This window comes from Nostoc sp. LPT (genome assembly GCF_017115165.1).
GTDB lineage: Bacteria > Cyanobacteriota > Cyanobacteriia > Cyanobacteriales > Nostocaceae > Nostoc.
In genome coordinates this window covers 58,261-64,260 of the sequence record NZ_JABXKF010000144.1, presented here as the reverse complement: position 1 = coordinate 64,260, position 6,000 = coordinate 58,261, and the positions used below count along the sequence as shown (strand labels likewise).

Below are 6,000 nucleotides of genomic sequence, written 5' to 3'. Positions count from 1 at the left end.
TGTTGAGTTTAACTATTGAGCTTTAACCACAAGACTTGACTCTATTTTTCTTAACTTGACACCAATGACAAGATGTCCACCCCACAAGAAAATTTATTGCAACATTTTAGTCTAGACACGCTACTACAGTGAATAACTCTTAACCCCAGCGTATTGGGTTTTAATTGGAAATTAACCTATTTAGTAACTTTTCTTAACTGTGTTTTCCGAAGCATTTAGTTATTGTATTTAGGGATACGCAATTATTTTTTACAAATAAGCGCTAACCAATCAAACATGGCTAAAATATACTATACCTTCCTGGCAGGCGGCTTTGTTATATAGTCCCTGCTGGGTTTATTTGTTACAAGCTTTAAGTTTTTTCTAAATTTTCGTGAGTTTGCATTAGCATAGATCAACATCGAACTAGGAATTATACACTTAAAAATTGTGAGATATTCAAGTAATAATGTTGACTTTACCAGTGTCAATATCGTAACAAGCACCAACAATTTTTAGTTTACCTTCACAAAGCAATTTAGCTAAAATAGTTGAGCTTTCTTGCAATTTTTCAGTTTGATACTGAATGTTGGCTATAACTGCATCTTGCATATTATCACCCGTTTTGAACTTTACCCTTTCTACAGATGGTTTGATGCCCTCAATAATCAAACCAATTCTTCCAGGAAGTGGTTCGTTTTTGATTGCTTCTGCTACTGCACCGCATCTTCTATGACCCAAAACCATAATCAACTGCGAACCCAATACTGCTGTAGAATATTCCAGACTACCTATAATCGTGTCACTGACAACATTACCAGCAACTCGCACGACAAATAAATCTCCAAGTCCTTGATCGAAGACAATTTCTGCAGGTACTCTAGAATCTGCACAGCCCAATATGGCGGCAAAGGGATACTGAGCTTTAGCAACTAATCGTAGGTGTTCTAGTGATTGATCGGGATATTGACGTTTTTGATAGATAAATCTTTGATTACCATCAAGCAAGCGTCTGATGGCTTCATTCGGACTGATTGAATTAGGGTTAACTGGGTGAATATCAGCAACAGCAGTTTGCTCTGAATTCCAAAAGCTATCACCAAAAGTAGTAGCTGCAATACCTACAACACTAGCGAATTTCAAGAAATTACGTCGCCCGACAAATCCATTAATTCGACTCATCAATCTACCTGACAACAACAAAGCTGTTCTCCAGAAGATATCAGACTTAAGTAAGATGCAAGAGTACCTGATGACACGGTTTAAGAGTCATTTAATATTCATGTGATTTAGAGTTGTTAAAATCCAGTCTGTGTTAGCGATGAAAGCAGCTGAACAAGCGATATAAGATAGTCGTTAAAGCGGCTCTGTCGCTCCTTTTATAAATTAGAATAATCAATCAACTCATAAGTTTTTTAAAAGTTTTTTTGTGGAAAATTTTTAGATAGAGCAGAATTCAGAATTCATGAGTCAAAATGGGCTACGCTTTGCAGTGCTAAGAGAAGTAAAACAGTTTTTTTTACCTGGCTTCGAGACTTAGATTGTGCTCACTCTCTAAGACAGTCTATTTATACAAGAACGATCGCGCCCGTTTGCTTTGGCTTGATAAAGGGCTTGATCTGCTGCCTGAATCAAATCTAAAGGAACCATATTAGGTGTTGGAATCACTGTGGCAATTCCAATACTCAAGGTGACGTGATGTTTCACAGCCGATGCCGCATGGGGAATATTTAGCTGTTCTAGAGCTTTATGAATTTCTTGGGCAACGTAAAAAGCCCCATCACTAGCAGTATTAGGCAAGATGACAACAAACTCTTCTCCGCCATAACGAGCAACTAAATCCCTAGAACGTTTGACACTTTGTTTGAAAGCTTGGGCAATAAAGCGCAAACAATTATCTCCGGTTGCATGACCATAAGTATCGTTATATTGTTTAAAATAATCAATGTCGCATAGAAGTAGTGAAATAAAACCTTGTTCTCGTAAAAGATATTGCCAGACAGAATTAAGTTTAATATCAAAACATCGGCGATTGGCGATTTGAGTTAATTCATCCACCATCACCATATTTTCAAGTTGCTGGTTAGCACGCTGCAATTGTTGATAAAGTTCTGATTGTTGAATAGCGATCGCTACCTGTGTTGCCAATTGCTGAAGCAGTTCGCTCTCCCAAGGTTGCCACTGACGCGGGGTGCTACAATCATGAGCAACCAAAAGTCCCCAAAGGCGATCGCCTTGTAAAATTGGTACAACTAGCTTGGCTCTGACTTGCAACTGTTGCAATAACTCTAGATGACAAGGGGCCAATCCGGCGGTGTAGATATCTGGAGTGACTTTAAGGGTACTTTGTTGATAATACTGTCCCTGTGTTTCGACAAAATAGTTGTCTGTAATTTCCATATTCAAAATTGCTTGCCAACCTTCTGCTACAGACTCGGTGACAACCACACCACTCCAATCAGCGTTAAAGCGGTAGATGATGACGCGATCGGTTTGCAGAAAACGTCGAACTTCAGCAACAGTTGTGTTCAAGATTTCATCCAAGTCCAAAGACTTGCGGATATGTTGAGCGATCGCATAGACCATGCGTTCCCGTTCTGTTTGCTGTTGCAGGGCAATTTGTGCCTGTTTGCGGTCTGTGATATCTGTAAATGATGTCACCACCGCAGATGGTTTTGATTCATCGGATTCAAACAGTGGCTGAGAATTGATTGAAATCCAAATCAAGCTGTTATCAGGTTTGTAAACTCCCATAATTACATGAAATTGGGGTTGTCCGGTGCGTAAGGTGACAAAGGCGGGGTGAGTTTCCTCTGGAAAAGAAGTACCATCTTCATGAATCGCTCGCCATCGCGGATCGATGAAAGTTCGCCCGATCATTTGATCGGTTGTTAACCCTAAAATTCTTTCGGCACTGTCGTTACAAGCGGTAATTCGCCCATCGGATTGCTGTAAGACAATACCTTCTGCCATCGCTGTAATTACGGAACGATAGCGTTGTTCGCCTTCTCGCAGTGCTTCTTCCATACGCTTGCGTTCAGTAATATCAGTATGGGTTCCTAACATCCGTAGGGGAAAACCATTGGCTGCGCGACTCGAAATTTGCCCCCGATCTAGAATCCACTTGTAGGTTCCATCTTTGCACTTAATCCGATATTCACTGACATATTGTTGGGTTTCACCGTACAAATGCTTGATAATCTCTTCGATAACCCTCGCTTTATCATCAGGGTGAACCCGTTCTTCCCATTCACTGAGGGTATTTCCAATTTCATGCTCTGCAAACCCTAACATTTCTTTCCATCGCCGGGAGAAAAAGACTTCGTTAGTTTCAGCATTCAAGTCCCAAACTCCGTCCCCATTTCCTTCTAAGGCATACTGCCATCTTTCTTCACTGGTTTTGAGTGCGGCTTCGATTTGTTTACGTGGGGTGATGTCTTCAAAAATGTATAATCGCCCAAAGTATCGATCCTGAATATCCCGAATTTGGCTGGAAAAGCGGCGAATCGTTCGCCCATCGACAAATAAAATTTCATCCTCAATCGTGCTACGATTTTCTTCAGACTGCAACAGTTTAAAGGATTCGGCAAATGCCGATACATCAACAATTGAAGGTATACACTCAGGAATGATGTCATTATTTTTTAAAGCACCCAAACGCATTTGGTCTTCTAGATGTTCGATGCCCCAAATTTTACAGAAGTGGTGATTGAAATAGAGGATTTCGTCGGTGTGATTGTCAACAACAAAGAATCCCAGCAAGGAAGTGTCAGTCATGGAACGCAGCAAAGCTTCCCGCCAGCGCAATTCTGACTCTGTACGCTGGTGTTCTTGTAGCGCAGCTTGTTGCTTGGTAATATTCTTTTCGTTGACGAGGATGATGGAGTTACCCGTGACGGGATCGCAGCTGCATCGTATATCTATCCCATGCCATTGAATCCCTTTAGTAGTGAACACCTGAGCCTCTATGCTGAACATCTCACCTAAATTAATCGCCTCCATAGCTTGTTGCCCAACACTCTTGTCGACAAAGTGACTCAGGAAAATATTCTCAGCTGACGAGTTAGGGTGCAGGGTATCCCGATAACAGCGAAGGGCTGCCGGGTTTTGCATCAAAGGTACACCATCCATCGTGTAAAGCGAGACGATCGCTGTGGTATGACGTAGGGCTTCAATCGATCTGAGTGTTTCTCGATCGATCTGATTGATGACTTCTGTTGATCCTTCAACCAGCATTGCCATTCGCCCTTGTTCAATTTGAATTCCAGAAAAGATACAGCGAAGAGAAACAGGTTTTCCTTTGGGGTAAAATGTCCAGTTTTCAGCGATGGTTTTCCCTTGCTGAAATTCTTGTAAATAGCTTTGCAATCGAATGTGAGTAGACTGGGAAATATCACTGAAGTTGCGATTGAGCAATTCTTCTCGACTTTGAGCATTCCAAATATGCAGAGCGGATTGATTCGCCCACCACATCTGCAAATTTTGAATATCATAAATCCAAACTGGAGTTTGTAATCGGTCAAATGCAATTAAGTCTGCAACTGATATATTCTTTGGCAATGCTGTTCTTGTTATAATGGATTCTCTAAAATTCTTATACAGAGTTCTTTTGATTGGCCTCAGCTTCAATTTCGGCTGAACTGTCAAATTTTTTAGGTTTTGATTGAGTTGCAGCGTTAGGTTTTGGCAGGATGTAGCCCTTCGCTGATGGCGTTCTGCTTCCCCAAGAGCGATTCCTAGCTCTGCGGCTATCAGTTGGAAATACTCAATTTCTAAAGAACTCCATTGACGTGAGCCACTGCACTGGTGAGCAATTAGTAAGCCCCACAAATGAGGATATATATTAGAAACTCCATCAATTTCTTGATTGTTTACTAAAATTGGTACTACTAAATTAGCTCGAACCTGCAAGTCCGTTAATAACTTTTTATAACAAGGGTCAAGGTTTGTAGTATGAATGTCTTCAATAACACCAACGCTTCCATCTCGATATCGCTCTACCCATGTCGCATTGAAGCAAGGATCGTAAATTAATTGCCCTAAAATCAGTTTCGATTCATGACTTACAGACTCTTCTGCGATGACTCCATCTCCATTGGACAAAAAGCGATAGATAATAGCGCGGTCGCTTTCTAAAGTTTTTCTAACTTCGCTGACAATAATCTTGAGAATTTCACTCACTCCAAGTGACTGATGAATTTGATCGGCGAGCATCCTAATTTGATCGAGGATTTGCTTTAAATCAATTTCAGAACCCGATAGACGATTGAACAGCATAGTAATATTATAGTAGTCTATGTATCTAGATTTAGTTAATGTGAAAATTTGTTTCAGTATTTCATTTATTCTAAATTACCCAAAACGTTAAGTTAAATTTAAGCTTAAACTTGATAGTTGGTAATAACTTCAAAATCAAACCAATTGCTCAAAGGTTAAACCCTAATATTCGTACTGCAATTTATAACAATTTTCATTTGAACTATTATATTTACCTCCTCTAGCATGTTCATTTTATTTCATATATCTTTTTTGGCTACAGATAAAAACCTTTTATCTGTAGTCAAGGAAAATATATTACAAAAATAAAAAACAAATATTGAAGTATAGCAAAGTGCTGAGTGCTGTTAGCGTCAGCGGGGCGTTTAGCCCGTGCTGAGTGCTGAGTAAAAACCCAGTCAATTTAAGGCTTTGAGCAATTAACACTGTCCTAACCTATGTGACTACGGCTATATGTATTCCGACAAAATTATATCTGTGGATTGGGCTACTGTCCGCAAAATTTAGCTTGACGTAAACTAAGACAACTACAGACTCAAAGACTGCCATCCCCAACTGAAATCTGTGTCAGTGCATTTGTACTATATATTTTCTGTTTGATTTCTAGCCAGTTGTAGTGAAGCGGTGACGCTTGCGCTGCATCCACCTTAAGGTGGTTCGGAGAGCGTGAACGTCAACAACTGGCCATTGGGTAGGATTTTGAGACGGGAATTGATCCCTTGTAGAATTTTCTCAATGTCCCTG

2 protein-coding genes are annotated in these 6,000 nt (G+C 40.2%); both read right to left on the bottom strand.

The annotated features are described in order from the left end of the window. Positions 1–438: 438 nt before the first annotated feature. Entirely contained in the window at positions 439–1,161 is a 723-nt protein-coding gene (locus tag HWQ58_RS27460; RefSeq protein WP_292869968.1) for a carbonic anhydrase, read from the bottom strand. Between the two features lie 372 nt (positions 1,162–1,533). Then, positions 1,534–5,256 carry a diguanylate cyclase gene (locus HWQ58_RS27455; RefSeq protein ID WP_292869965.1) on the bottom strand — a complete coding sequence of 1,241 codons (3,723 nt, stop codon included), beginning with the start codon at positions 5,254–5,256 and terminating at the stop codon, positions 1,534–1,536. Positions 5,257–6,000: the final 744 nt, after the last annotated feature.